The organism is Mesorhizobium wenxiniae, assembly GCF_002284535.1.
Classification (GTDB): Bacteria; Pseudomonadota; Alphaproteobacteria; order Rhizobiales; family Rhizobiaceae; genus Mesorhizobium; species Mesorhizobium wenxiniae.
This window is the reverse complement of sequence record NZ_NPKH01000020.1, coordinates 665,244-689,684: the sequence shown is the minus strand read 5'-3', so window position 1 is coordinate 689,684 and position 24,441 is coordinate 665,244. Positions and strand designations below refer to the sequence as shown.

Genomic DNA, 24,441 nt, shown 5'->3' with positions numbered 1-24,441 from the left:
TCAATCCAAAGGGCATTCGACCCGAGACCGACGCGAAGATGATCTCTGATTTGATCCGGATGCTTGAAACATTCGCGTCAACCGCTGCCAGCGGGAGACGAGCGCACCCTTCTTCAGACATGGTCCAATGCGGCCAGTCTTGCATTTGCGATCAGGAATGACATCGCTCATGGCGTGCCACCAACTTGGGCGAGAACGCGCAAGAGACCGTCCAGCGACTATTGGGCCGACGATCACTCTCTCGATCTCGTTCGTCACGCCTTCGCGGTTCTACTGCGCGTCACTGTTGGCGTTTCGACAGAGAAGATGCCGTTGATCGAGCTTGCGAACCCATCTTTGCTACGTGCCCTCCGCCGCGAATTATTCTGAGCGAGATGGCCTGCAAAGACTATAATCCGACCTTCAGAAATACTAAATCGGCAGCGATGGCTTCCTATTTCCCCGCGAGCGCTACACTGGTCACTTCAAGAATGGCGGCACCGTACCGCGGGCGCGCAGGCCAGGATGTCCAGTTCGACGTCACGGAAGGCCAATCGAAGACACGATCGAGGCATTCAACAATCTTGGATTTAACGATCGCACGATGACGATCAATCGTACGGCTACTCGGGCTATATCGCTCGAACTTGGACCGATTGCCCTTGGCCGCTTCCAGGTCGCATTGGTTTCGAGGTTGTGCCGGCATTCAACGAAGCTTTCTACGGCGCGCTCCACGTCGATCATATCGATCACAGCTGGAATGAGAATGACGGCCTCGCTTTTCGCATTCAAAATACACTTGGCCTTGCCGGCTTAGTGGTCGGCGGCAAAGTAGAGTTCTGCAAGATAAGCGGCACCATTCCAATCGGCGGCGCGCTGGTTACCTTGGGCGCGAAGTCGGCGACGGGGTCGACATCGCTTGATACGCCCAATGGCGACAGCACAACCTACCATGTGCGGCTCACGCAGCCGATCTACATGCTCGCCCATGTCGTCACGCCGGTGTTTTCAGGTACGGTCCCCCTGTGGTTCAAGTTGGAACTGACCAAGGGCAAGATCCCTACAACGCTGGGACAGAAGGGGTCGATCCAGATCACACCGACAGGACAGCGCCGTGACTACGTCCTTGTCGTTAGGCTCGATCAGGCCGCCTTTCTCCCGCAAGGGCTGACCGCGTCGGGCAAAGTCGACGTTAATTGGCAGGCACCGACCACGCTGCCGCCGACCGCGGCCGGCATCACGATGCCGCACCAGTAGCGAATTTCTCGCTGTAGCCGGGTTTGAGCGCAGCAAGCGATCTATTCGTCGCACTGCAATCGGCCTATGGCGAACTGAGTGCGAGGCCCTTTTGGAGGGCTTTTCCGTGTTGGCCGAAACGGTAGCTTTGGGTCGATAGTGTTGAAAAAGTCCGGGTTGCAGCGGTCCTGAAGCACTGATTCAATCTTCGTTGTAAGAGGAGATTGAGTCGATGATGGGCGAGCAAAGTGTGATGCAGGAGGAGCTGTTCTATGGCTTCAGCCTGCAGCGGCATGTGCCGGCGGACCACCTGCTCAGAGCGATCGACCGCTTCGTTGATCTGTCCGCCATCCGCCAGCATCTGGCGCCCTTCTACAGCCCGATCGGCCGTCCCTCGATCGACCCTGAGCTGCTGATCCGCATGCTGATCGTCGGCTATTGCTTCGGCATCCGCTCGGAGCGCCGGCTGTGCGAGGAGGTACATCTGAACCTGGCCTATCGGTGGTTCTGCCGGCTTGGCCTCGAGGGTGATGTGCCGGACCACTCAACCTTCTCCAAGACCCGCCACGGACGCTTCCGCGATGCCGATCTGCTGCGCGAACTGTTCGAAACCGTCGTCCGACGCTGCATGGCAGAAGGCCTCGTCGGCGGCGAAGGCTTTGCGGTCGATGCCAGCATGATCGTCGCCGACGCGCAGCGTCAGCGCGGGGTCGAGACGGCCGAGGAGCTCAAGCCTGAGACCAAGCGGGCCGTGGCCGAATACCTCGCCACCTTGGATGATGCCGCCTTCGGGGCCGCCACGCCGGTGGAGCCCAAGTTCGTCTCCCCTGTTGATCCCGCCGCGCGCTGGACTGCCGCTTGGGGTGGCCCAGCCGTCTATGCCTATTGCACGAACTATTTGATCGACGTGGAGCACGCCATCATCGTGGACGTGGAGCCCTCGACCGCGGTGCGCCAGGCCGAGGTGACGGCCGCCAAGACCATGATCGAGCGGGCGCACGACGAGCTCGGCCTCTGGCCGGAGCGGCTGATTGCCGACACCGGCTACGGCTCGGCCGAAATGCTGAACTGGTTGGTGCATGAGCGTGGGATCGAGCCGCATATCCCGGTCTTCGACAAGTCCAGGCGCAAGGATGGCACCTTCTCGCGCGATGACTTCACCTACGACCATAAGGCCGATACATACATCTGTCCTGGCGGCAAGACGCTCAGGCAACGCCAGAAGACCTATCGGGTGCCGCACCCTCTCGTCGACGAGAACGGCATGATGCGCTATCGCGCCAGAAAGCTGGATTGCGACGCCTGTGCCCTGAAGCCCCGCTGTTGCCCGAAGGAGCCGGCGCGCAAGGTGCTGCGCTCGATCTATGAGGGCGCGCGCGACATGGCCCGCGACATCGCCAAGACCGACGCCTACCAGATCTCACGCTATCAGCGGAAGAAGGTGGAGATGCTGTTCGCGCACCTCAAGCGCATCCTGAAGCTCGATCGATTGCGATTGCGCGGCCCCTGTGGTGCCCGCGATGAGTTCCACCTTGCAGCCATCGCCCAGAACCTCAGGAAATTGGCCAAGATCTGCACCCTCGGGACACCCATCCGAGCCACTTAGGGCGAGGAGGTCGCGTCGACCTTAATCAAGACGCTTCGGTGCGAGTGGATCCACGGCTTCATCGCCGACTTCTTCAACACTATCGGTCAGGTCACGACTATGCCTAGCGGGGTGCCTCAACGTTCGTTTCCGACTATTTGTGCCTTAAAACTGCCAACCTGCAACGGCCCAACGCCGCCTGGCAGCTTTTGCGCCTCGTGTCGGCCATAGAGGCGAACTTTACCTCTGCCCGGAAGCAGACATTTCGGTTGACAACGCGCGCCGTCGCGGTCGCGCCATGAACAGGCATGGAATGTGGGTTCAACTGAAATGGATAGCTGGAGACTAGTATTGGCAAAAGTGCTTGCATCGCGGTGCGAACTGACGCTCTCTATTAGCTTAAGGTAAGATCAATTAGCTAAACCTAGTGCCATGGGCGATACTGACATCAACGCCGCTTTCGCGGGGGTGGACATAGCGCGATTTGCCCCGAGGGGGCATGAGCGTTTTGATGGTCCTATTCGAACGTTCTCAGACGCAGATGGGACAACTCTCTCAGCAATATCGGATCGAACGTTTCTTAGGTGGATAATCAGAGAACTCGGCGATCTGAGGGGGAAGCGCATATACGAAATTGGAACAGGAACTGGTTATCTGGTGTCAGTACTCTCCTTGCTAGCCGGCAGGGAAGGAGACGTCCCACTGATATTTGGTTGCGAGATTATTCCCGACCTCTTCGATCAATCACAGCGCGCCCTCATCGGCACTTCTGGTGTGCGCGTGCAATTAGGTGATTGGGTCGATCGACTACCCGAGCTGGGTCTCTTCGACGTCATAATAGCCACTTCTGCGTTTCGTGGCATCCCGCGACTGCTTCGCGAGGCGTTGCGGGTGCCGGGAGGCATGCTCGCTATGCCTGTAGCGATTCCGGGTGGCGGGGACTGCTTTACGATCTTCCTAGCAACCGAGAAAGGACTACTCACGGTCGGCGCTAGGATGTCCGTGTCCGTCCCTACAACCGGTTCCATTGCAGATGAGGACACATGGTACATCCCGCTTGAAAAGCTTATTGATCCGCGACCGAAGTCCTTCTTGCATATTGAAAAGGGCCGAGGCTTTGGTCACCCTGTTTTGGATTCTTTGGCATTCCGGAGCTACCTTTTTGGCGCTGAACCGAATTTCCGCGCTGTGAACCTAGGCGTCGAGCGTACATTCGACCTCACACACTACTCTTTCGGTCTCATCGATAGCGAGCGCCGCTCGGGCGCGCTTTATCACGGCCGCGACATAGTCGTGTTCGGTGATCTGGGCCTCGAATTTGCCGGCACCTTGGCAGCCCATCGGGAACGATGGCAAGCAAATGGGCAGTCGGATCTTAGCCGAGTGCACTATCATATCCCTTGGACCGCGTTCGATGCTGACCAGTTGCCAAGCGGATATGTTGCTGCCCTTGGAGGCTGAGGATGTTGCAGACGGCTCCTCCAGACTTGTCATACGTTTGTCCCGATGTGAGATTTCGGGAAATAGGTTGCATCCCCATCATCGGAATGAAGTGCGCAGCAGAGCTGATGGAAACTCCCTGGGTGTCGCGAGACGTTTCCGCTCTGGATGAACTTGCTGCCCTCCTCACACCCCAGCGTATCGCGGCACGGCATGGGACGCGCTTGGTCACGCTCGAGCATAAGGAACGATGGCGGAACCTCCGGGCGCAACAGAGATTGGGCGATTATCTCGCTGGTCTCGACACAACTGAATTTTATCTCAGGCAGAGTGACGCGTCCTTCGTCGACATCGCGCGTCGATTGCCTGTTTCACCTCGATCACGCGAGCCGGCATACTTCGACAACATATGGATCGGTCCGCCAGGAACGGTGCAAACCTTTCATCAAGATAACCACAACGACTACGTCACGAACCATAATTACTTCATTCAGTTGTTTGGGTGGAAATATGTTGCAGTCTGCCACCCACGGGATACCTTCGCGCTCACGGACGGCGCCACAGTGCGAGGGCACCATTGCGATGCCTCGCCGACGGACCCCAATGTCTGGCAACGCGTGCCGTCGTTACGTCATGCAATCGTCGGTCCATGCGACCTCCTGCATATCCCTCCCAGTTACTGGCATTACGTCCAATCCCTCTCAGTTAGCATTTCGGTGTCGCGTTGGTGGTTCGATAACCACTTGGCAGAGATCATTTACAGCGTTGGGCAAGAGCGTTGGGAGCGTCCTGCAATCGTTGTGGCGGATACTAGGACATTCTTGGCTGACCTTGAAGAGTTTGGCGGCGCTTCTGCTTTGAAGCGTGTCCTTTTGCAATTGTCTCCCATCGCAAGATTTGCAATTATAACGGCGTTCAGTGAATTCTATGGCAAAGGAGTTTTCGACTATGTCTGAAGCACCGCTTTCCTTCGAACTGAGTGAAGATCAAGCTAAGGCCCTCAGGTCCCTCGCTGGAGGTAAAGGCATACGCATTTCCGGTTATGTCGATGGGACAACCCTGAAGGTCGACAACATTGCCATCAACGCAGGGATAATCGGTATCAGCAGTTCACCCTTCAAGGACGGCATGGCCCCTTTTATCGCTTGCAATGGCCCGCTCGAAGTTGAAAAATGACAATGGACTACGTCGCGCGTTTTGTTGAAACTGCCCTTGACGAACAAGGCGACATAGCAACGCGCGACTACCTTCGGCTGTTTGGCGACGCTGTTGCACGTCACGTGCCGCCATACTTCCTCGCCGACTACGGCAACAGTTTTAGGTCGCATATTGAGAACCCGGTATGGGTGCTGCAGTCGCTTGTCTCGAATGCGATCAAAGAGGGCGAGGGTTCCCGCGACTTAGCGAAGATTGCCAACGCTTGCACAAGTGCCGGGCTTGTTGACGATCTGAGCCAGCATGTCGAGGATGAGGCAGGTCATTGCCGAATGTACCTTCGTCTCGCCGATCTGGTATTTCCAGACGCATTGCCAGATAATGTGCGCGGGGCCGTTGAGACCCAGTTTCCCCCCATGCAGCACAGCCAGGTCGAGGCCGCTAGCCTCGAAACCTGGAGGGTGCTCGACTATTTGATTCAGGTGAACCTCGGTGAGGTGAGGACCCGCATTCACCAGAAGTTGTTGGAGCCCGTGCTCGAGGCATATTGCCCGCACCGTAACCTAGACATGCTGGGTCGAACGCTATGCAAGTTAAGTGGCGACGAGTGTAGCCACATCCGCTACACTGCAAGACGCATCGGAGAACTGTCCAAAGAATTTGCCTCGACTCGGGTTGAAGAACTCTTTTGGCAGAGATTGCTACAGTTCACCGCATACACAGAGCGCGAATTGGGTAGCCAGAGGGCTGGAGGGTTTGCGACGTCCCTAGTTAGGGATCGGTGATTGCTCCGTGGGGATCGTGTTGGCAGGCACGCTCTTATTCAGGTCGCCTTCGCCGTTGACCCGCGCCGTTAGATCTGTCGACCTCCTGGATGAAAATTCGCTTGCGAACCGCGGGGAGTCAACCGGACAGTTCTCAGGACGGCTGTTGGCGCCAAGCGGTCCGCGCTATGCTGGACGTGTTAGTCCGTTTCTAGACCGGCCAACCCGAAAACAAATAGTCCGCTTGCGGCCCAGAAGCCGACGCATCTGGCCGCCGACAGCGCCTACGGATCGGCAGCGAACCTCGCCTGGTTGGTCAAGGAACGGGAGATCGCGCAGCATATCCCCGTGTTCGATAAAACCGCACGGATGGCACTTTCTCGCGCGCCGACTTCATGTTCAGCGGAACTACTGGTTCGCCCTGAGCGAGGATCGACCGCTATTCTTTTTCGCCGGCCTTCGGACGCCTTGGCATGGTATCGGAAGGTTACTCGGGTCTAGCCGGCGCGGCCGTCTTGTCCCGTTCCTGCCCGCTCCTTCGCTGCGCTCCCGTGTTGGGGACAAGCCAGCCCTGCACGCCGTCTCCTTTGGAGCCGTCCTCCCGGGACAGCGCGTCGGCCGCATCCAAGTCTGACGCTTCGTGAAACGAACGCCACCCTGCGACGGCGTTCGTCACGTCTCTTCGATTGAGTGCCAGGAAGGGCGGGCCTGAGACGTACATTCCCGCTGGAAGCTCTGTGTGATAGCAACGGCTTGGCGCGGGTGTTTGAGCGCCCCCACGGCAGTGCCGGAATGGCGGATCGCTCAATTGCATGGCGGAGAACAAGAACCAGCACTTTGTTCCCCGGGTACATCTATCGCCCTTCAGCGTGTGTGCCGAAGGCAAAGCCATTCACCTGTTTAACCTTGATCGCAACCAATCATTCTTCGATGCCCCGGTGAAGAATCAGTGTTCCAGGGATTACTTCTACGGGCAGGACCCAAGGCTCGAAACCGCAATCCAGACCGTCGAGGGACACTATGGCGACTGCGTTTCGTCGTTGCTCAAGCCACGTGCGGTCATCAAGGATCTTCATGCCACAATCCTCAGGCGTTTCGCCTACCTGCAGCATGTCCGCACAGAAGCCGCCGCGCGTCGATCCGCGGAGTTTGCTTTCGCTGCCACGTCAGTCAAAGGTGCGGACTTCGAACAACCGTCTTTCAAGGAGGCCGTCAAAAGTGCGGTGATCTCGGCGATGCATCACTACGCCAAAACGATGAGCGTCGTAGACGATCTAAAGGTGCGGGTTGTTCGCAACCTTACCTCGGTGCCGTTTCTCACATCAGATGACCCTGCTGCTCTCGCCAACCGCTGGCATCAACAGCACAGGCATGCGCAGCACAGATCTTTTGGAATCTCCAGCGCAGGTGCGCTTCTCTTCCTGCCGCTTTCGCCAACGCTGTTGGCTGTTCTCCTGGATGGCGACGTCTATCAAGCCGAGCACGTCGGTGGCTGGATCGATGTGTCAAATACGGCGGACATTCTTGCGTGCAACCACCAGCAGGTACTGAACTGCGCGGCAAATCTGTACTTTGGCGAGCGTAGCTCTGGGGATGATGTGCAAGCTATAGCGATCTCAGTTGCGCATCTGCGACCCCCGAGTCGGTTTGACGTGGTTATGGCGGTAGCCGACGGCAGAACCGAAACTCATACTCACTACGCAGTCGTAGATGCCCCCGACGCTCGGGAGCATGACGACGTGCTTATCCACGTGAGAACTGTCAGGCCGGTTCCGCCAACGTGGCCCTCGTTCCTGAAGTTTCGAAACAATCGTTTCGTCTTCACCAACGATACGGGCGCAGGCTTCCGCCGTCGGAGGACTGCGACGTCAAGTCTTTGGGGTAGTCCGCCTTGGCGGAAGGTTCGAGGCTAAGGAGACCAATGCTATTCTGGCGCTTCGCCATCATTCTCACCTGGCGGCGTTTTCGGGTTGTTCGGTTTCATCGAAGACCAAGAAGAGGGTGTCGTCATCCTCGTTCATGGCCCTTTCCGCCAATCCTTTTGCCAATCGCAAAGGCAACGCGTTGGCCGATGGCGGGATGCTGGTCCCCGAGTGGGTCATAGAACGGAGGTACGGCGTCGGCTTTGACTTTACAGCTTAGCGTGTGAAGCACGAAGAGCAGCCGCTATCGTTTGCGGGAGTGGCGTCCCATGCGAACTGGGACAGATTGGTTAGGTTAGTCTCCTACGGGCTAAGCCCACCCGACGTCGTCCTTTCTGGAAAGTCTCAAAAACAGATCGAACCAGAATCGATATTCGGCATCTTCACGATTGCCAGACACTTCCAAGGGACACTAGGCGACCGACGTGGTAGCGTCCTTGCCGTGCCTTCGATCTCGGCTTCCATCGCCTCGTCGTCGGATAGGAGTGCCCAATCTTTAACAATGTCATACTGGCTTCGCACATCGATGCCCTCCGTCTTGCCGAGAAGCAGCCTTAGGTACCCCGACGCCTCCCGACCTTCAACACAATGACAATGGCCATCACCAGCCCCGACGCGGCCAAGACGCCGTAAAACCCTTCGGCCGTTATTGCAAAGCCCCAGAAGTCGATTGTGATCTTGTCCATTGGTTCGGTTGCCTTCACCAGATTCCAGGTTCAAACGACAGACTGAACGTAAGCGATGTCCCGACGGCACCTTTCGGTGATCGGCGTGAAGGACGATGTTCGGAGCCTTTGAGGGCTTCGACACATGACGATTTCAGAGCTTACGCTTAAATCCAGCGATCACGAGCCCGCGCGCCGGTTCGAGGTGTTCACGGGCTCCGGTCGGCGGCGCGAATGGCTGCCGGAGGAGAAGGCGCGGATCGTGGCGGAAAGCTACGAAGCCGGCGCGACCGTGAGCGCGGTGGCGCGGCGATACGCTTTGTCCCCGCAGCAGCTGTTCGCCTGGCGTCGGGCCGCTCGTCAGCCGTTGGCGGAAGCGCCGGCACCGGAATCGTTGTTTGTTCCGGCGGTGATTGCAGCGCCGAGGCCTGAACCGGCGGCAAGGCGGCGGCGGAAGCAGAAAGCCGCCCGAGACGGTGTGATCGAGCTGGAGATAGACGGCGTCGCTATGCGGGTCGGCCGTGGCGCCGACACCAGGACGGTGGCCGCTGTAATCCGAGCGCTGAAGGCGACGACGTGATCGGGCCGACGGGTGCGGTCAAGGTCATGGTGGCGACGAAGCCGGTGGACTTCCGCAAGGGTGCGGAGGGCCTCGCGGCGCTTGTGCGCGAGACGATGGGCGCCGATCCGTTCAGCGGCGCGGTCTATGTCTTCCGGGCGAAGCGGACGGATCGGATCAAGCTGATCTTCTGGGATGGCACCGGCGTCTGCCTTTACGCCAAACGTCTGGAGGACGGCGAGTTCCGCTGGCCGAAAGTGCATGACGGCATGATGCGGCTGACGGCCGCGCAGTTGTCGGCGCTGCTCGAAGGTCTCGACTGGCGGCGGGTCCACGAGGCGCGCAGGACCCGCGTTCCGGTTCAGGCGGGCTGACCCGCGACGAAGTGAATCAGCCTGGATTCCGCTGTCGCGGGATGTCGGCGAATATGGTCTGATCCGGTCATGGCGATGGCGGCTGACCAGCTTCCCGACGATCCGGACGCGCTGAAGGCGATGGTCCTGGCGCGCGACGTCGAGAACGCCCGCCTGATCCAGATCATCAAGGAATTGCAGCGTCACCGCTTCGGCCGAAGAGCTGAGACGCTTCCCGAGGATCAGTTGCTGCTGGGGCTCGAAGAGGCCGAGCAGATCGAGGCCGCCGACGAGGAAGAGAATGAACAAGCATCTCCCGCAGAGCGTCTGGAGCGCGCCAGGAAGCGCCGGACGAACCGCGGCGCGTTGCCACCCCATCTGCCGCGGGTGGAAATGGTCGTCGACATCGAGGACCATGCCTGTCCGGGCTGCCGCAATGGCTTGCATCGGATAGGTGAGGACGTGGGCGAGCGGCTCGACATCGTTCCGGCGCAGCTGCGTGTGATCGTCGTGCGCCGGCCCAAATATGCCTGCCGCGCCTGCGAGGATGTGGTCGTTCAGGCTCCGGCGCCCGCCCGGCTGATCGAGAGCGGTTTGCCAACCGAGGCGACGGTCGCTCAGGTGCTGGTGTCCAAATATGCTGACCACCTGCCGCTCTATCGTCAGGCGCAGATCTATGCCCGGCAGGGCATCAATCTCGACCGGTCCACGCTCGCCGACTGGGTCGGCCGCGCCGCCTGGCACCTTCGTCCGGTGCATGAGCGGCTGCTTGGCAAGCTGAAGACTTCACCGAAGCTCTTTGCTGACGAAACCACGGCGCCGGTGCTCGATCCGGGCCGCGGCAAGACGAAGACTGGGCAGCTGTGGGCCTATGCCCGCGATGACCGCCCATGGAATGGAAGCGACCCGCCGGGCGTCGCCTATGTCTATGCGCCGGACCGAAAGGCCGAGCGTCCGATCGCTCATCTCGCAGGCTTCACCGGAATCCTTCAGGTCGACGGCTATGGAGGCTATCGCGTGCTGGCCGAGAAAAGCGGCGTGACGCTCGCCTTCTGCTGGGCACACGTGCGCCGGCGCTTCTATGAACTGGCGGCAGCCGGTCCCGCGCCGATTGCCAGCGAGGCGCTGAGACGGATCGCCGAGCTCTACAAGATCGAAGACGTCATCCGCGGCCGGTCGGCTGACGAACGCCGCGCGATGCGTCAGGAAAATAGCCGCGCTATCATTGCCGATCTCGAACCTTGGCTGCGCGAAAAGCTCGGCCTGATTAGCCAGAAGACCAAGCTCGCCGAGGCAATCCGCTACACGCTCTCGCGCTGGGAAGGCCTGACCCGCTTCCTCGACGACGGCCGCATCGAGATCGACTCCAATACAGTCGAGCGCTCCATTCGTCCGATCGCGCTCAATCGGAAGAACGCCCTCTTTGCAGGCTCCGATGGCGGCGCCGAACACTGGGCAGTCGTCGCCTCGCTGATCGAAACCTGCAAACTCAACGGCGTCGAGCCCCTCGGCTATCTCGCCGATGTCCTCACCAGGATCGTCAATGGCCACCCGAACAGCCAGATCGACGACCTGCTGCCCTGGGCCTACATCCCGGCTCCCGAACTCAGGGCCGTGGCCTGAGAACAGCGCTTACGACTGAACCGTCTGCGCTCGTGTTGCGTTTTACGGCGCAAGCATGAGGCACCCTTGCAGGCGTCAATTGCAAAAGCGCCATCTTAGAAAATTATACTACAAAATGCGTCGTTTCAGTCCCGGCTGGGGCCGAAATCTGTCCTTCGCGAACCGGTCGCGCGCTGCCTTGGCGTCAATTGCCGTTATTGGGCAGTTTTTGTAGCCTCAACCCCATTTTTTCAGCTCGGCAAGGAAGCGATCCTGCTCCTCCAAGGCTTTCAGCATCGTTCCCATGACAGTGGAATCCGTCATGCGCCGCAATTCTCGCTGAATGGACGATTCGTGAAGACCCAGCGCCGTCCTCAGCGCCAGTGAGTCTAAAACACCATGTACCTCTTTCCTGAGGGGCGTATCGAGGTATCCAGCCGCGGCCTTTTGGAGAGCAGATGCTTCCGAAAAATTGTACATACTCGCCGTCTCTTTGGCTTTCCGCATAAGGTACTCGCTAGCCGAGTCGGAGATCGATGACGTCGTGCGCGAGGGCGCTCTCGCCGTCCTTGCAGCTCTCGTTGCCGCCGCTTCGTTCATGAATTTCTGTCTGTTCAGCTTCCAGCGCCCCTGCCATCGACGGATCAAGGTAACGTCTGTCTCCCTCCGCGAGCTGGACATATCATTGAGGACCCGCCTCATGGCTGAAGTCGCCTTCATGGAAGGATTATCCAGCAAGATACTTGCGACCTTGGCAAGGGCCTGATCGTTGTTCTTGACGCCGCTGCCAATTGGGCGGCCGACGCGGCGCTTCTGAATCTCTTCCATTGCTTTGCCTCCAGTTGGTGTCGGTCTGCCCCGTGCGCTCTTTGATATTGTAGCAACGGATGGATTCTCAAGCGATTTAAATAGCTCCGATCAGTTTAAAAGCGCGGAAAATTCCCGCTCGTGAATCCAAAAGCGCGGAAAATTCAGCGACACGTAATTTTCCGCGCTTTTACGGCTTACGGAGAGGCTGAGCGCGAAAAATTCCAGCCGGTGCGGCGTTTGGCAATCGGCGTTTTCATCCGAAAACGGCCCCGCATTATTCCTCTAAAGCTTAGAACTGCCGGCCATAGCGCGGGCGAGCGGCACTGCTGAGGTAAGCAACTCAGCTCCCACCTTGCAGGACCTGGATGACGGACTGCCCGCAGGTGCTGCCCCATCTGCTTTGGACCGCATCTGCGAAATTCTCACGTATCCTGCCTGTGCGCATGTAAGCATAGGGTAGCGCCTGGGCTCGATTGGCCACCACACTAAGAACCACCGTCGGCATGGCGACCGCAGGCTGATGTCCCAAACGCCACTCCAAAAGGATCATCCTCTCATGGATCCCAATGCCATCATTGCGTCCCTGCCAGTCGCCGGGGCTGATCGATCTGTGCTCATCGAAGTCGCTAATGCCGCGTTCGAGCCCGTCATTGAGCGGATTGAACCGAATATTAGGAACGACCCGAAGCCTTTGGGATGCTGATGACTACATCGACAATAGCCTTCTCGGCGTCTCTCCCACAAGTCCGTGGGAAACGGCTCAGGAATTCTTTGCGGCTCTCGCACGCAAGGAAACCTTGTTCACCCATGCTTGGCAGCTGGTCGGCAGAGAAGCTTCCCTTGCTGAAGCCTTGGAAGCACACAAGAATCCGGACGTTGGCGTGACGCTGGTAACGGGGTCTGGCGGCGGCGGCAAATCTCGAGCTCCAAGCCATTCTGGACCAAATCGCCGCCGATCAGTCTGCGACTAGGATCAGGCTTGTCTCACCGACAATGGAGATCACCAAGGTGTCTCTAGAAGAGCTTGGTTCCGGTGACCTGCTCCTCGTCGTCGATGATGCTCATGACAGCGACAAGTCTCCAGCCATTGTTCAATTACGCCGCGGCCAACGTGGGTCGTGTAAAATTGCTCATTGTCTTCCGACGATATGGAGTTGAGCATATCCGGGCCCAGGCAAGCAGCTATTCCTTTTCTGGAGACCGTCTGAGCGTCATCGACGTACCGCCTCTTTCCAAGGAGGAGTCGGAGTCGCTTGCCCGCCAGGTGCTTGAACACCTAGGTGGACCTATGGAGCTTGCGGCCAGCATTGCTCATCTCACCCAAGATTGCTCGCTCGCCACAGTGGTCGGGGGCTCAGACCTGCATGAAGCCCCATCTTGTGCAGCGTCCTTTGCTTAGGCGCGGAACCATACGGAGCGATACGGGAAGATTTCTGATTTTGGCCCACGAGAAAGCCAATGAAATCAACGGTCCCGGCACATCCTCCGGGCCCACCATATCGTTAAATTTCAGCAGGTTAGAACCAACTCTCCGCAGAAAGTGGGCCATTCGGAATTTAAGGGGAAACTCGCGTCTTTGTCCGGGATAATTCTCCTGCTTGTTAACACCAACAACACGTAATTCACGCGCTCTCACTCTGAAAGGCCTCCGAGTGATGAGTGCGGTAATCTGCGGCGACGACGTGCAATTAGGATGGTTTGACCAGCCACCACCGAACTTTCACCGGGTGGGTTCCGCCCAATCCGAAGCTTGGTGAGTCAGCTGTATGTTGGAATGCCCGCTCGAAGCGGGGAGGGGTCCGACCAACGGCTTTCAGTACGAGTTGCAATCTGCAGTTCAGATCGTCTCGGTCACCTTGCTCAGCAGCTTGGGCCGGTCCGGATCGAGCCCGAGTTGCATCGCTGCCATGACAAGCGCGCGATAGAAGCCCGGCAGGGGGATCAGGGGCGCTATCATGTTGCCCAGGTTCTCCGCCGACCGGCGACCAATGTCCTGCAGATCGAGCACGGGGCGACCGAGCGCCCGGTACGCGCTGACTACGGCGTTTTGGCTTTCCGAGGAAACGGCGTCGGTCTTCCATCCGACCAGGGCGCAGTCCGTCTGGCCGAGTTGCCAGGGACCGTGCCGTACCTCCGCCGACGAATAGGCCTCCGCGGGGAACTGCACGATCTCCTTGAGCTTCAGGGCAGCTTCCTGGGCGATCCCCAGAGCTGGTCCCCGCCCGATGACGAATGCGGTGCGCGCCTTGACGATGGCGAAGAGATCGATGGTGTGATTCCGATCGGTCTGCTCCAGAACATCCGGCAGCGTATCGAGCGCTCTCCGCAAGCTTGCGTCGCCGGACAAGATTGTCAGGAGGCGGAGACCGGCTGCGGCAGCACCCATGAAACTCTTCGTGGCAGCAATGGCCCTTTCTTCCCCGGCATTGATCGGAATCACGACATCCACTTCCTTTGCAACCGGCGAAGACATGTCGTTGACGATCGCCGCGACCAGCGCGCCACCCTCCTGGCCATCCCGGCCGCCCTGACAATGTCGGGGCTGCGGCCTGATTGACTGACGACGAGGCAAAGCGCGCCTTTGAGGTCCAGCTGGCGTCCATAGATCGAACTGATCGACGGTGAGATTGAGGAACCGGGGATGCCGAGCGAAATCTCGAAAGCATAGCGGAGGAAGGTAGCGGCATGATCGGAACTGCCCCGGCCCATCGTCGCGAGGAGCCGGGGCTTCTCGCCGCCAAGCGCGTGTACCGCCTTGCCAATCGCTTCGAACTGAACCGCCGACGATTGGCGCAGAACAGTCGGAATCTCGGCGATTTCCCTGAGGATCGCGCTGTCGTTGCTCATTATGCATCCTCTTGCGGCCGGATGCATCCTCTTGCGGCCGGCTCGACACTGCGCTATGAAGTAAAACTTCACAATCGGATCGTAAATGAAAAAAATTACCAGAAGTCTAGTATATGACCGGGCCAAGAGTGGCGAGGAGGACGCCGTATGCCATCTGCTGACGATGGCGTTCGGGTTCAGCCGGGAGCGGGCGCGCGAATATGTACACCACGCCGGGATACCCTCGTTTCGCATGGTCAGAGAGCCCGACGGCGCCGCGAAAGCCTGTGCCGCTCTGCTAATGACGTCGCATGCGTTCGGCGGGGTGGACGTGCCGGCGGCCAATATTGCGCATGTCGCCCTTGCGCCGGAGGCAAGGGGGCAGGGGCTAGCGCGGCCGTTAGTTGACGCGTTATGCGACGATGCTCGGGAGCAGGGCGCGCTCATTGTGTCGCTGTTCGCGTCGGCAAGACCCGTCTACCGCAAATGTGGGTTCGAGCTGGCCGGAAGCGAGATAATTTATGAAGCCGATACAGCGGCGCTGCCTCTGAAGACCCCAATCGCGTTCGTCCCCCTACCCCTGTCCGATGACAGCGTCGTGTCCGCCTATGCCGCAAAGCGAAGAGTCGAAGCAGGGCTGCTGGGGCGGGCCGACATGCATTGGAAGGAACTTGTGCGGGCGCCGACAGATGCGCTTGCGGCCTACGGCGCCTGCAAGTCGGATGCGGATACGATCGGCGCATATGTCATCGTCGACGGATCCGATCCTGACATCCTGTACATTCGAGACTGGTATGCGGCGAATGGAGAAATGGCCGAGGCGGTACTGTGTTTCGTGGGACGTTTCAGGTCCGTTTATCCGAAGGTTCGCTGGCACGGCGGTCCACAGGACGATCTTGTAGCCGCCATGCCCGACAAAGGGTGGCGTCTGTTCCACCAGGAGGAATGGCTTGCTCGCGTCGTGGAGCCGGCGCAGGCGCTGGAATCCCGCGGCTATGTCCTGCAAGACGCATCGCTCGGACTTCGTATCAAGGACGCAGACGCCGGCGACCTCGATTTTAGCCTCGACCTGTCTGACGGGACCATGCGAGTGAGCGGCGGCGTGCGAGACGGATTGCCGACTGTGATGGTCGACGGGGCCTTCCTCTCGAGCCTTTTCACAGGATTCAACTCCGCATCGCAGCTTTCACGGCGCGGACGCCTATCAGGCCCTTCGGCTGCCGTGCAATTGTGCGACCTTGTCTTCGCCGGCCCGCAGCCTTGGGTCGCCGAACACTTCTGAACGACATCGCCCGGGGACAAATATGAAACAGGCACTGATCGCCAGCTTACGTGCGGCAGCCGGCGGCATGACGCCGGCACTGGCGAAGGTCGCGGAAACCGTCCTCGCGCAGCCACAGACCACGCTCTACCAGAGCATCACCGAACTTGCGGAAGTATCGGGTTCATCGGAAGCCAGTGTGATGCGGTTCTGCCGCGAACAGGGCTTCACCGGATTCCAGGATTTCAAGCTTGCCATGGCCAAGGAACTCGCCGGCGAGCAGCTGGAAAAGGATAGCGCCGAACCCGCCGACGACATCCAGCGGCTGGTTGAGACCGCAGTCGTCGCGCTGCGCGAGACTGAGCAGCTGATCGTGCGCGAGGACGTCACCACGGCCGCGCAGCGGCTGCTCGGCTCGCAGGCGATCGATTGTTTCGGCGCCGCCGCTTCGGCCGTCACGGCGCAGTACCTTGCCTATAAGATGACGCGCATTGGCATGCTGTCGCGCGCCTTGGCCGACGCGCACCTCGCCACCATGGCCGCGGGGACCGCCACGAAAGCGACGGCGCATGTGATTATATCTAGCTCGGGCTCGACCGTGGATTCAGTGGGCGTCGCGAAGCTCGCGCGTTCGCGCGGTGCTTTTGTTCTTGGCATCAGCAACCGCTCCAAGAGTCCGCTCGCTGCCGTGTGCGATCTGACGCTGATCGCCTCATGGCCAGAGACGCCGCTCACCGGTGGAGCTTTTCCTTCCAAGATAAGCCAGCTGCTGATCATCGACGCCTTGCTGGCCGAAATGATGAGGCAGGACCCGGGCAGGCTGGCAATGATCCAGCGCACGGCGGAGAGCGTGAGTGACCGATCGTTCTGAGAGGGTTCTTGCAGTCGATATCGGCGGCACCAAGATCGCCTTCGCGGAGGTTGCTGGCGCGAAGCTGGAAAACCGGCGTCAGATTCCGACGCCCCGCTCAGGCGGTGACGCGCTGGTCGAGGCCATAGCTGCCGAGGTCAGGGGCGCTCGGCCAAGCCGATTGGCAGTGGCGACGACCGGTATCGTTTCCGATGGTGGCACGCTAACTGCGCTCAATCCGCGCACCTTACCGATCGAGAACGGCTATCCACTGGCGTCACGGCTGCAAGCATCGATCGGGGTGAGGCCGCTCGTCGTCAACGACGCGCAGGCGGCGGCCTGGGGCGAATACGCGTTCGGCGCGGGGCAGGGCTCCCGGAACTTCATGTTCGTCACCGTCTCCACTGGGATCGGGGGCGGGCTTGTCCTCGCCGGCCGCCTACAGAGCGGCCAAGCCGGGCTGGCCGGCCACGTCGGTCACATGAGCGTGTCGGGAGCGGACGCACCTTGCGGTTGCGGCCGCCGGGGGTGCCTTGAAACCGTGGCATCCGGAACCGCTATCGCGGCACGTTTCGGCGAGCGCGTGGGCCGCACTGTTACCGCAAAGGATGTCTTCGCCGAGGCGGCAGCGGGGAACGCCGAAGCAGAGGTCATGCTCGAAGATGCGGCCGCCGCGCTCGCCGAGACCTTCGCCAACCTGGTGGCCGCAACGGATCTGGACCGCATAGCGCTGGGCGGTGGAGTAGGGCTGGCGTCCGGCGTCTTGGATCGTGTGCTTCGTCACGCGGACAGCCTGCCCGCCGCGTTTCGACGCCAGATCGTGCAGGCCCGTGCGGGCGCCGATGCGGGGCTGATCGGCGTGGCCGATCTGGCGATGAAGAAAAATTTCATCATCTGATTTTAATTGACAAATTACTTCGCCAGCAATACGACTTGTTTCCGCCACATGACGGCAGACGGAAATCGGGTCGTTGACGTTGACAAAGCTTTTGCCTGACAGCCTTTACGGGACGCTCGTCGTCTCATGCCAGGCTGACGCCGGAACGCCGCTGGCGGCGCCGACACACCTCGCGGCGATTGCCGCCGCCGTGGTCGAGGGGGGCGCGAGCGCCATCCGCACGGAGGGTCTGGCGAATGTCGAAGCGGTGAGAGCGTGCGTCGCAGTCCCCGTCATCGGCCTGGTCAAGACCGCGCGCGCCGACACCGAAATCTACATCACCCCCTCCATCGAGGATGCACGGGCGATTGCCCGGGCGGGAGCCGACATCATCGCGTTCGATGGGACGGCCCGGCCGCGGCCGGCATCCGTCGTTGAAATGGTCGCAGCCATCGCCGAATCCGGCGCGCTGTCGATGGCCGACATCAGCACGGTCGAGGAAGCCCGTGCCGCGGTTACGGCTGGCGCCGACCTGGTCAGCACCACCATGGCCGGTTACACCAGCTATACACCTGCGGATGAGGGTCCGGACTTCGGTCTGATGCGCGCACTTGGCCGCGCCGGTATCTCCTTTGTCGCCGAGGGTCGCATCTGGACGACCGACGAAGCGCTGCAGTGTTTCGACCTTGGTGCCAGCTTCGTCGTCGTCGGCAGCGCGATCACGCGCCCAACGCTGATCACGCAGCGCTTCGCCCGGTCCATCGCTGGGCGACAAGCGGCCACCCCGCAGAGAAAGGTCCCGTCATGACCCGTCGCGTCGCCGTCATCGGTGCAGGATTCATGGGGTCGATGCACGCGTCGATTTTCTCGAGCGCGCCGAACTGCAAACTGGCGGCGGTCGTCGATCCGAATGTCGAACTCGCGAGGGCGGTAGCGGCGCGCTGCGGCAACGCCAAGGTTTATGCCAGCCACGACGAGCTGCTCGCCGCCGAGAAGTTGGACCTGGTCAGCATCTGCACGCCCGACAATCTCCACCGCGCGCCGGCGGAAGCGGTCGCCGCCAAGGGCGTGAACCTTTTCATCGAAAAGCCGATCGCCTCGACCGTGGACGATGCCAAGGCCATCATCGCCGCGGCCCGCGACGCCCGCGTGAAGCTCGGTGTGGGCTACCTTCTGCGCTTCGATCCTCGCTACGCCCGCGCCAAGGAACTGATCGATGAGGGGAGGATCGGCGCGCCAATTCATCTCTACGCCCGCCGCAACAGCGCACGCACCGAGGGTCCGAAGCGCTATGCCGGCAAGCTTCCCTTGGCGCTGCATGTCACCGTCCATGACGTCGATCTCGTCCTGTGGATGCTACGCGGTCAGCATCCGGTTTCCGTCTATGCGCAGCAGACGGACCGCTTGCTCGGACCGACCGGCACCCAGGACAGCATCGCCGCCATCGCCCGTTTCTCGGACGGCACGGTGGTCAACTTCGAAAGCGCCTGGTCGCTGCCTTCCGGAGCGCGGCACATGATCGATGCGCGCCTCGAACTGATCGGCACGGAAGGCTCGTTCGAAGTCCAGTGTGGCGACAGCGGCCTCTACTTCGCCGACAATGACCGTTCGCAGGAGATGGACACACAGCACTGGCCAACACTGGCCGGTCGTGTCGGCGGCGACCTTCGCCAGCAGCTCCTGGCCGTCCTCGAATGGTTGGAGGGAGCCGATCGCCCAGTTGCATCGGGAGAAGATGCGCTCCGCTCGCTGGAGCTCACGCTCGCAATGATCCGTTCCGCAGAGACCGGTGAGGTCGTGCGCCTCGGCTGAACGCCACTCACAACAATGGGAGAACCAACATGCTGAACAGACGCGAATTTCTTGCAACGACCGCGGCCGCGGCGATGCTTTCGGGCCTTTCTGCCCCGGCCACGGCACAGGACAAGCCGTTCGATGGGGTGCAGCTCTCGGTGCTGATGGAAGGCCATCCCACCACGGATGCCATCCAGAAGATGCTGCCGGAGTTCAAGACGCTTACTGGTATCGACGTCGCGCTGGAAGTGGTGCCGGAGCAGGACATCACGGCCAAGATGCTGCTGGAATTGTCCTCCAAGTCTGGCCGCTACGACGTCGTTCAGAACAACATCATCTACATTCCGGGCTTCTTGAAGAATGGCTACATCGTGCCGCTGGACCAGAACCTCGCCAAGCACACCGACCAGTTCGACAAGGCGGATTTCGTCCCCGGCTACTTCAACACCAATGTCGTAGACGGCAAGGTGTACGGGCTCCCGGTATACGGTGAGAGCACCTTCGTTATGTACCGTAAGGACCTGTTCGAGCAGCACGGCCTCAGCGAGCCGAAGACGTTCGACGACATCGAGAATGCCGCAAAGACGATTTCCGATAAGACCAACAAGGAGATCGCCGGCATTACCATGCGCGGCCAGCAGGGCATCCAGGGCGTCTATGTCTGGGCTGCCTATCTGTGGGGCTTCGGCGGCTCGTTCCTCGACGACAGCGGCAAGTCGGCGCTCGCCACGCCGGAAGGCACGGCAGCGCTTGAGGCCTTCACCCGCGTCCTGAATTCCTACGGTCCCGTTGGCGTCGCCAATTTCGGCTGGGAAGAAAACCGTCTCCTGTTCCAGCAAGGCAAGGCGGCGATAACCCTCGATGCCACGGTCAACGGCGCCTACAACGAGGATCCGGCGGCCTCCAGCGTCGTGGGCAAGATAGGCTACGTTCCTGTGCCCATGAAGTCCTCGTCACCCAAGGGTGGCTCCTCGTCGCTTGCCGTGCACAGCCTTTATGTGACCGCTGACTCGCAGAACCAGGAGGCAGCGACTCTGTTTGCCGCCTGGGCGACGGCCAAGGAGCAGCAGGTGAAGTCGATGGAGACCGATCCGAATTCGGGCGTCACCTCGCTCACCGCGCTCAACGGTAAATCTTTCGGCAAGCGATACGGCGCCTTTAAGGATGCGATGATTGCCGCGATCAACCAAGGCAACCCCCAGTATCTGCCGACGATTGAGCAGGCCAACGAGGTCATTAACAACACCGGCATAGCCGTTTCCAAGGCGCTCGCCGGCACGGCATCGGCCGCGGATGCGCTGAAGGAAGCCGACGAAGCCAACAACGCAGCGATCGGGCGCTAAGGCGGCCGATCATACCCTGCCGCGCCGACCTCCCTGGGCGCGGCAGGGTCCTTTCATTCCGGAACAGGTTGTCGTGGTGAAGCGAACCGATCCATCTCGGATGTTCTATCAGCCGATCGTGATGGTGCTCAGCATCACGTCGCTGGTGCTCACCCTCTATGTCGTCTGGCTATCGCTCCGGGACCTGTCGCTCATGCGGGCAGGGCGCGACACTTTCGTCGGTCTCGACAACTACATCCGTTTCTTTGCCGATCCGCGCGGACTCTGGGCGCTTTGGCGGACCGTCCTCTTCACTGTGCTCGCAACGTCGATCGAGGTTGTCCTCGGACTGGCGATCGTCTTGTTTCTCGACAGGAACTTCGCGCTCAAGCGGATCGTTCGGACGCTTCTCCTCGTCCCGATCATCATGACGCCGGTCGTCGTCGGTCTCACATGGCGGTTCATCTTCGATCCGGCGTCGGGCATGGCCAATTACCTTCTTTCGCGCCTCGGCATCGGTGCGATGGACTGGCTGGGCAGCCCGCAGGTCGCCCTCTTTTCGGTGCTGATCGCCGATGTCTGGCAGTGGACGCCTTTCGTCATCCTCCTGTCGATGGCCGCGCTCGATTCGGCGCCTTCCGATCCTCTCGATGCCGCGCGCGTCGACGGCGCGCGCGAATGGCAGGTCACCTGGTACGTGCTTTTGCCGATGCTGCGCCGCGCGATCGCGATCGTCGCTCTGATCCGCGCCATCGACAGCATCAAGGCGTTCGACCTGTTCTACATCATGACGCGGGGAGGTCCCGCGCTCTCGACCGAGACGTTGAACTTCTACGGCTATGTCGTAGCCTTCACCAATTTCGAGATTTCCTACGCCATCACCGTCGCCCTGATCCTTACGATCTTCACCAACGTGGCCCTGCTCGCCATGTACGGCGTGCTGTTCCCGAGGAAGGGCGAGCGCACATGATCCGGCGTCTCTTCTTCTATGTCGGACTGGTTGTCCTTCTCGCCGCGGTGCTCTTTCCGCTCTATTGGGTCGTCGCGACATCGTTCAAACTGCCCGGCGACGCCTTCGCCATCCCGCCGGTGTGGCTGTTCGAGCCGACCCTCGACAACTTCCGCACGATTCTCGCGAACAAGACCTTCCTGCGAGCGTTCGCCAACAGTTTCGTGATCTCGCTTTCAGCCAGCGCACTAGCCGTCGCGATCGGCGCGATCGCGGCATACGGAATCACCCAGCAGGACGCAGAGAAGCGGCGCGGCCAGGAGAAGTTCATCCTGAGCCTGCGCATCGCGCCGGCGCTGGTCTTCGTCATTCCGGTCTACTATTTCGCAGTGCGCCTCGGCGCGCTCAACCAGCACTGGCTGCTGATCGCCGTCTATGCCTTCATCAATGTTCCTTTCGCCATCTCCCTGCTGATCACCTTCTTCGACGACATTCCGCGCGAACTACGTGACGCGGCACGCGTCGACGGCGCGAGGGAATTTTCCATCTTCTGGCGCATCTATCTGCCGGCGGCGCGCGGCGGCGTGGTGGCGACGCTTATTCTCTGCGTGCTGTTCACCTGGAACGAGTTCTTCGTCGCCCTGACGTTGTCGGGCCGCAACACACAGACGCTGCCCGTGAGCATCACCTCCTTCCTTACCTTTCAGGGCATCCAGTGGGGCGCCCTGACGGCGGCGGCTACGCTCATCATGCTGCCGATGCTTGTGCTCGGCATGCTCGTCCAGGGCCAGATCGTGCGCGGCATGACGCTCGGCAGCGTGAAGGGCTGATTGGAGATTACATGGCGCAGCTCTCGATACGCAACGTCGAAAAGTCCTACGGCGCCGTCACCGTTCTCGACGACATCTCGATCGAGGTGGAGGACGGCGCGTTCGTCGTGCTACTCGGGCCTTCCGGCTGCGGCAAGTCCACGCTGCTGCATGCCATCGCCGGGCTCCACGAGATCGACGGCGGCTCGATAGTCATCGGCGACAAGGACGTCACCGATCTCCCGGCGCGCGAGCGCGACGTTGCCATGGTCTTCCAGTCCTACGCGCTCTATCCGACCATGTCGGTGCGGGAGAACATCGGCTTTCCACTGAAGATGCGTGGGCTCTCGCAGAACGACATCGCCGACAGCGTCGATCGCGTGGCGGCCGTCCTCAAGATAGAGGCGCTGCTGGAGCGGCGGCCGAGGGAACTCTCCGGCGGTCAGCGCCAGCGCGTGGCCATCGGGCGCGCATTGGTCCGCGATCCGAGACTGTTCCTGTTCGACGAGCCGCTGTCTAATCTCGATGCGGCCCTGCGTGGCGACCTGCGCGCCGAGATTAAGCGGCTCCATCAGCGGATCAGGCGCACGATGGTCTATGTCACCCACGACCAGATAGAGGCGATGACGCTGGCGACCAAGATCGTCATCCTCAACCACGGCGTCGTGCAGCAGGTAGGCTCGCCGCACGAGATCTATTTCAATCCGGCCAATCTGTTCGTTGCTCGCTTCATTGGTTCGCCGCCCATTACGCTGATCCAAGGCGCGGTGTCCGGCCACAAAGGCGGACTGCGCTTCACGATCCCTGCGTCCGGTATCGACCTATCGCTTTCGATGGCCACCGGTGCGACCGTTCACACAGGCGCCGCGATCCTCGGGCTGCGCCCCGAGAACATTCGGATAACGGCCAAGGCCGGCCCGACCCTGTCCGCGACCGTCGATCTCGTCGAGCCGACGGGGCCGGAGGACATCGTGACGCTCAATATCCAGGGTCATCCGTCAGTTATCCGTACGCCGGCGGGCATGGCGGTGCAGGGCGGCAGCCTCGGCCTCGAACTGGATCTCGACAAAGCCCTGCTGTTCGACCCCGCCTCCGGCGCCAGGCTCGGGTAGGCGAAAACGGCCAGGAAGCTTTTGGCAGCAGGAGGCCTCGTCGGTCGCCAACGCGATCTGGTGTGACGGTCGCTTCTCCGAGGTCACGCCGTTCCCGGAGCACGTCAAGCGACCACGCGGCAAATGCGGTGGGACAGAAACATCGAAAAGCATTGGATAAGATTTGAACACCCGACAGTTCCACTGATTGTCAAGGGTCTGATTTTTCACGGTTTCCAACCATCCTCCGGGCCCACCATTAAATCAAACGGCTTAAGGCCGATTTGCATCATTCTGATTTGGCTCGAATTTTTCCGGGACATACGCCGGGGCATACAGGGAGGATGTGGAGATGAAACGTTCCCAAAAGCCAAATCGCGAAGGAGCGAGTGGAAAAATATCTCAAGCGGCCGTCCGTCGAACCAGTTCCTGGCGGCGTTTTGGGGGCGATTTCCACAATGGCAATTCTTGCCGTCTTCGTGACCGGCGGCAAGCTGACCGGGCTCGCTGCCTTATGTTCGATCCAAGGGAGCCCGCATATGCGAGGGCGCTGTCCGGCTTTCATTTGTTCATGCCGGCCATCATTATTTTC

Annotated in this window: 23 protein-coding genes and 1 pseudogene; 20 read left to right on the top strand and 4 right to left on the bottom strand. The window is 60.4% G+C overall.

The annotated features are described in order from the left end of the window. Positions 1–675: 675 nt before the first annotated feature. From CIT31_RS13600 to CIT31_RS13555, 8 genes and pseudogenes are all read left to right on the top strand, one after another. Complete coding sequence (locus CIT31_RS13600) at positions 676–1,236, top strand: hypothetical protein (RefSeq protein WP_091595768.1); 561 nt, start codon at positions 676–678, stop codon at positions 1,234–1,236. A 211-nt stretch (positions 1,237–1,447) separates the two neighbouring features. Then, positions 1,448–2,821: a transposase gene (locus CIT31_RS13595; RefSeq protein ID WP_095518985.1), complete on the top strand. Its 1,374-nt coding sequence runs from the start codon at positions 1,448–1,450 to the stop codon at positions 2,819–2,821. Positions 2,822–3,232: 411 nt separating this feature from the next. Further along, positions 3,233–4,261, top strand: a complete 1,029-nt coding sequence (locus CIT31_RS13590) for a protein-L-isoaspartate O-methyltransferase family protein (RefSeq protein WP_091595766.1) — start codon at positions 3,233–3,235, stop codon at positions 4,259–4,261. Between the two features lie 107 nt (positions 4,262–4,368). Beyond that, complete coding sequence (locus CIT31_RS13585; RefSeq protein WP_164746655.1) at positions 4,369–5,196, top strand: cupin-like domain-containing protein; 828 nt, start codon at positions 4,369–4,371, stop codon at positions 5,194–5,196. Next, positions 5,189–5,416 carry a hypothetical protein gene (locus CIT31_RS13580; protein WP_091595762.1) on the top strand — a complete coding sequence of 76 codons (228 nt, stop codon included), beginning with the start codon at positions 5,189–5,191 and terminating at the stop codon, positions 5,414–5,416. Before CIT31_RS13585 ends, CIT31_RS13580 begins: the two co-directional genes overlap by 8 nt. A 2-nt stretch (positions 5,417–5,418) precedes the next feature. Further along, positions 5,419–6,180, top strand: coding sequence for a hypothetical protein (locus tag CIT31_RS13575; protein WP_091595760.1), 762 nt, complete (start codon positions 5,419–5,421; stop codon positions 6,178–6,180). Positions 6,181–6,417: 237 nt separating this feature from the next. Next, a pseudogene (locus CIT31_RS36030) lies at positions 6,418–6,560 on the top strand (IS5/IS1182 family transposase); the annotation flags it as partial. Between the two features lie 411 nt (positions 6,561–6,971). Beyond that, positions 6,972–8,072, top strand: a complete 1,101-nt coding sequence (locus tag CIT31_RS13555; RefSeq protein WP_091595756.1) for a DUF4238 domain-containing protein — start codon at positions 6,972–6,974, stop codon at positions 8,070–8,072. Between the two features lie 563 nt (positions 8,073–8,635). Here CIT31_RS13555 and CIT31_RS35735 read toward each other — a convergent pair. Further along, positions 8,636–8,767 carry a hypothetical protein gene (locus CIT31_RS35735; RefSeq protein WP_268929511.1) on the bottom strand — a complete coding sequence of 44 codons (132 nt, stop codon included), beginning with the start codon at positions 8,765–8,767 and terminating at the stop codon, positions 8,636–8,638. A 124-nt stretch (positions 8,768–8,891) separates the two neighbouring features. Between CIT31_RS35735 and tnpA the strand changes: the two genes are divergently transcribed. From tnpA to tnpC, 3 genes are all read left to right on the top strand, one after another. After that, entirely contained in the window at positions 8,892–9,326 is a 435-nt protein-coding gene (gene tnpA, locus CIT31_RS13545) for an IS66-like element accessory protein TnpA (protein ID WP_095518983.1), read from the top strand. After that, the gene (gene tnpB / locus CIT31_RS13540) at positions 9,323–9,679 is read left to right on the top strand and encodes an IS66 family insertion sequence element accessory protein TnpB (protein ID WP_023800865.1); all 357 of its coding nucleotides are present in this window, start codon (positions 9,323–9,325) and stop codon (positions 9,677–9,679) included. The genes tnpA and tnpB overlap by 4 nt, the downstream gene beginning before the upstream one ends. 69 nt (positions 9,680–9,748) lie before the next feature. Next, on the top strand, positions 9,749–11,281 hold the full coding sequence (gene tnpC, locus CIT31_RS13535) for an IS66 family transposase (RefSeq protein WP_095518982.1): 1,533 nt from the start codon (positions 9,749–9,751) through the stop codon (positions 11,279–11,281). A gap of 216 nt (positions 11,282–11,497) precedes the next feature. On the opposite strand, the gene CIT31_RS13530 is transcribed toward tnpC, so the two are convergent. From CIT31_RS13530 to CIT31_RS34190, 3 genes are all read right to left on the bottom strand, one after another. After that, positions 11,498–12,088: a hypothetical protein gene (locus CIT31_RS13530; RefSeq protein ID WP_095518981.1), complete on the bottom strand. Its 591-nt coding sequence runs from the start codon at positions 12,086–12,088 to the stop codon at positions 11,498–11,500. A gap of 1,819 nt (positions 12,089–13,907) precedes the next feature. Further along, a complete protein-coding gene (locus tag CIT31_RS34195) occupies positions 13,908–14,510 on the bottom strand; it encodes an SIS domain-containing protein (protein ID WP_165778433.1) in 603 nt (200 codons plus the stop codon). Next, positions 14,507–14,917, bottom strand: coding sequence for an SIS domain-containing protein (locus CIT31_RS34190; protein ID WP_165778432.1), 411 nt, complete (start codon positions 14,915–14,917; stop codon positions 14,507–14,509). The genes CIT31_RS34195 and CIT31_RS34190 overlap by 4 nt, the downstream gene beginning before the upstream one ends. 85 nt (positions 14,918–15,002) lie before the next feature. Between CIT31_RS34190 and CIT31_RS13510 the strand changes: the two genes are divergently transcribed. From CIT31_RS13510 to CIT31_RS13470, 9 genes are all read left to right on the top strand, one after another. Next, a complete protein-coding gene (locus tag CIT31_RS13510) occupies positions 15,003–16,178 on the top strand; it encodes a GNAT family N-acetyltransferase (protein ID WP_095518979.1) in 1,176 nt (391 codons plus the stop codon). 22 nt (positions 16,179–16,200) lie between these two features. Further along, entirely contained in the window at positions 16,201–17,028 is an 828-nt protein-coding gene (locus CIT31_RS13505; RefSeq protein ID WP_095518978.1) for a MurR/RpiR family transcriptional regulator, read from the top strand. Continuing rightward, the gene (locus tag CIT31_RS13500; protein ID WP_095518977.1) at positions 17,012–17,905 is read left to right on the top strand and encodes an N-acetylmannosamine kinase; all 894 of its coding nucleotides are present in this window, start codon (positions 17,012–17,014) and stop codon (positions 17,903–17,905) included. The genes CIT31_RS13505 and CIT31_RS13500 overlap by 17 nt, the downstream gene beginning before the upstream one ends. 73 nt (positions 17,906–17,978) lie before the next feature. After that, complete coding sequence (locus tag CIT31_RS13495) at positions 17,979–18,692, top strand: N-acetylmannosamine-6-phosphate 2-epimerase (protein WP_095518976.1); 714 nt, start codon at positions 17,979–17,981, stop codon at positions 18,690–18,692. Further along, complete coding sequence (locus tag CIT31_RS13490; protein ID WP_095518975.1) at positions 18,689–19,696, top strand: Gfo/Idh/MocA family protein; 1,008 nt, start codon at positions 18,689–18,691, stop codon at positions 19,694–19,696. Before CIT31_RS13495 ends, CIT31_RS13490 begins: the two co-directional genes overlap by 4 nt. Before the next feature lie 29 nt (positions 19,697–19,725). Next, a complete protein-coding gene (locus CIT31_RS13485) occupies positions 19,726–21,021 on the top strand; it encodes an ABC transporter substrate-binding protein (RefSeq protein ID WP_425350601.1) in 1,296 nt (431 codons plus the stop codon). Between the two features lie 100 nt (positions 21,022–21,121). After that, positions 21,122–21,970 (top strand): carbohydrate ABC transporter permease, encoded by an 849-nt coding sequence (locus CIT31_RS13480; RefSeq protein ID WP_095518974.1) that lies wholly within the window; start codon positions 21,122–21,124, stop codon positions 21,968–21,970. Further along, complete coding sequence (locus tag CIT31_RS13475) at positions 21,967–22,779, top strand: carbohydrate ABC transporter permease (protein WP_095518973.1); 813 nt, start codon at positions 21,967–21,969, stop codon at positions 22,777–22,779. The genes CIT31_RS13480 and CIT31_RS13475 overlap by 4 nt, the downstream gene beginning before the upstream one ends. A gap of 11 nt (positions 22,780–22,790) precedes the next feature. Beyond that, positions 22,791–23,870, top strand: coding sequence for an ABC transporter ATP-binding protein (locus tag CIT31_RS13470; RefSeq protein ID WP_095518972.1), 1,080 nt, complete (start codon positions 22,791–22,793; stop codon positions 23,868–23,870). The last annotated feature ends 571 nt before the right edge of the window (positions 23,871–24,441 follow it).